The 2,525-nt window shown below is 71.0% G+C and carries 3 protein-coding genes; all 3 read left to right on the top strand.

The window, feature by feature from the left end; genetic code table 11:
- Positions 1–561 precede the first annotated feature (561 nt).
- The 3 genes from KDK95_RS34445 to KDK95_RS34455 are packed head-to-tail and all read left to right on the top strand — an operon-like array spanning position 562 to position 2,521.
- Positions 562–1,656, top strand: coding sequence for a hypothetical protein (locus tag KDK95_RS34445; protein WP_212522557.1), 1,095 nt, complete (start codon positions 562–564; stop codon positions 1,654–1,656).
- The gene (locus KDK95_RS34450; RefSeq protein ID WP_212522558.1) at positions 1,656–2,123 is read left to right on the top strand and encodes a roadblock/LC7 domain-containing protein; all 468 of its coding nucleotides are present in this window, start codon (positions 1,656–1,658) and stop codon (positions 2,121–2,123) included. Before KDK95_RS34445 ends, KDK95_RS34450 begins: the two co-directional genes overlap by 1 nt.
- Positions 2,124–2,173: 50 nt before the next feature.
- On the top strand, positions 2,174–2,521 hold the full coding sequence (locus tag KDK95_RS34455; RefSeq protein ID WP_307844913.1) for a DUF742 domain-containing protein: 348 nt from the start codon (positions 2,174–2,176) through the stop codon (positions 2,519–2,521).
- Positions 2,522–2,525 lie beyond the last annotated feature (4 nt).

Below are 2,525 nucleotides of genomic sequence, written 5' to 3' on the forward strand. Positions count from 1 at the left end.
CCCCTCCCCATCCGCCGCCGCTCCGCCGCCAAGCCCGAGCAGCAGCCCGACCAGCAGCCCGAAACGCCGACGTCGCAGGGACAGACGTCGCAGGGACAGACGCCGCAGCTGCTGCAGTCGTCGGGGTCGGCGGAGTCGCCGGAGTCGTCGGCAGCGGCGGGGGCGCCGCAGTCGCAGACTCCGCAGGCGCAGGCGCAGGCGCAAGCACAACCTCAGACACAGGCACAGGCGCCGACTTCGACTCAGCTATCGCAGTCGCCGGGTTCGCCGCTGTCGCAGACTCATCAGGCGCAGACTCCCCTATCGCTGTCGCTGGATTCGCCGCTGTCGCAAACTCGGCAGGCACAGTCGCCGTCGCCGCAGTCGCCCTCGTCCGAGTCAGCATTCCCAGCCGCTCCGGCCGCCCCGGTCACCTCAGCCGGTGCACAGATCACGTCACCCGAGACAGCGACGTCCCAGCTCCAGCCCTCCGACTCACCCGAGTCGACAGCGACGTCGCCCGCCGCGTCATCCGCTCCATCGTCCGCGACCACGTCGCCGTCCCGCGAATCAGCCGGACAGTTGGCACACGGCTTCGGCTTCGATTCGACACCCATCCCCGAAGCCGAGCCCACCCTCTGGCACGCCGCCGACGCAGGGACCGGATCCCCCGTCTCCGCACAATCGACGGACTCCACCCCGTGGCACGTCAACGGCTCCCACGGCATAGCAAAGTCCTACGACCCCGGATCCGCCGGTACCACCGGCTACGCGGACCCGGCCGCCCCGGCCTCGACTGCGTCCCCGAAACCGACGTCTACGCCAACACCGACGTCGACGCCGAACAACACGCCGTGGAACCTCAACGGCACAAGCGTAAACGGCGCACCCACCACCGTTAGCAGCACGTACGCCACCGGAGAGCCCGTCAACGGCGCGCCCGCCCCCGGTGAACACACCTCCGGCACGTACGCCCACGGAGAGTCTGTCAACGGCACATACGCCACCGATGAACACACCTCCGGTGTGTACGCCCGGGGAGAGTCCGTTAAGGGCGCGCCCGCCCCCGGTGAACAGACCTCCGGTGCGTACGCCCAGGGAGAGTCCGTCAACGGCACGTACGCCAGCGGTGAACAGACCTCCGGCACGTACGCCCACGGAGAATCCGTCAACGGCACGTACCTCAACAGCGCGGATGCCGACGGAGACACCGCCGCCCCCGCACCGTCCGTTCTCCCGCCCACCTCGGCCGACCTAGCTCGCCGAATCCGGGCCGCAGCTGCCTCGTCTCCCGCGGCGACGCGCGGGCAGGGCGCGCAGGCCGGCGGTCAGACGGAGCACAACCCCGCGGAGGCCTCGGCGCCGCCGCTGGTGCCACGCCGCCGCACCGCGCCCGAAGCGGACACCGCATCGGAGTTCGCGGCGCGCGGAGCCCAGGAACCTGTCGGCGCGACCGAGCCGAGCCCGCTGCCGCGGCGTACCCGGAACCGTTCCGCTGTGCGGGAGTCCACCCCCCAGGTGCCCGCCGCGCTGGCGGACGCCCAGCTACTCGACGCCGAGGCCGCGCGTGCGGCCGTGGAGGAATTCGAGGCCGGAGTCGAGGAGGCCCTGCGCGCATCCGCGCAGGATCTCCCGATCGTCCGTGCAAGTGACGAACCGGAAGGAATAAGGCCGTGATGAGCCCCAGCCAGTCGCCCGAAGCCAGCACCCAGGACCTGCGTACCGCCGCGGCCGAGTTCACCTGGCTCGTCTCGCGGTTCGCGACCGACACCGCGGGCGTCGCAGACGCGATCGCGGTCTCCTCGGACGGCCTGCTCATAGCGGTGTCCCGGCCCGAGGACCGCGCCTCCTCCGAGCGCCTCGCCGCGATCGTCTCCGGCCTGACGAGCCTGGCCGCCGGCGCAGCCGGGCACTACGGCCTCGGGCCGCTACGCAAGGTGATCATTGACATGGAGGACGGTCACCTGCTCGTCTCCTCGATTGGCAGCGGCTGCGTCCTCGGCGTGGTCACCGCGAAGGACGCCAAGCTGGGCAACGTAGCGTACGAGATGACCCTGTTCGGCAACCGGGTCGGCGCGGTTCTCAACCCGCAGCTGATCATGGAGCTGAAGAACACGGTGACCGCCGCCGGAGTGACGACGTGAGCCGGGACACGGGGGAGAAGCGACCGGCGGGTCGGGGGACCCAGCCGGGTGTGGTGAGGCCGTTCCTGCTCACCGAGGGTCGGGTCGTGGCCCCCGGTGCGGAACTGCCGATGGAGACGCAGGTGGTCGCCACCACGGAGGGGCTGCGGCAGCTTGGAGCGCTGGCCTTCGAGCGGCGCGCTATCGTCGAGGCCTGCGGCGTGCCGCAGTCCCTCGCCGAGCTCGCGGTGCGACTTGGCTTGCATCTGAACGTGGTCCGGGTGCTGGCGGGGGATCTGCGGGCCGGGCGGTTCCTCACGGTGCACGAGCCGCGGGCCGCCATCAACACCGACGTCGACGTCCTGCGAAGGGTCATCAATGGGCTACGAGCCATACCCACCGCCGCCGGTCGCGCCTGAGATG

The sequence above is a fragment of the Actinospica acidithermotolerans genome (assembly GCF_018139625.1).
Lineage (GTDB): Bacteria > Actinomycetota > Actinomycetes > Streptomycetales > Catenulisporaceae > Actinospica > Actinospica acidithermotolerans.

What these genes read in the sequence shown, in the direction of transcription:
- KDK95_RS34450 (WP_212522558.1), top strand. Translation starts at nt 1,656, where the DNA reads ATGAGCCCCAGCCAGTCGCCCGAAGCCAGCACCCAGGACCTGCGTACC.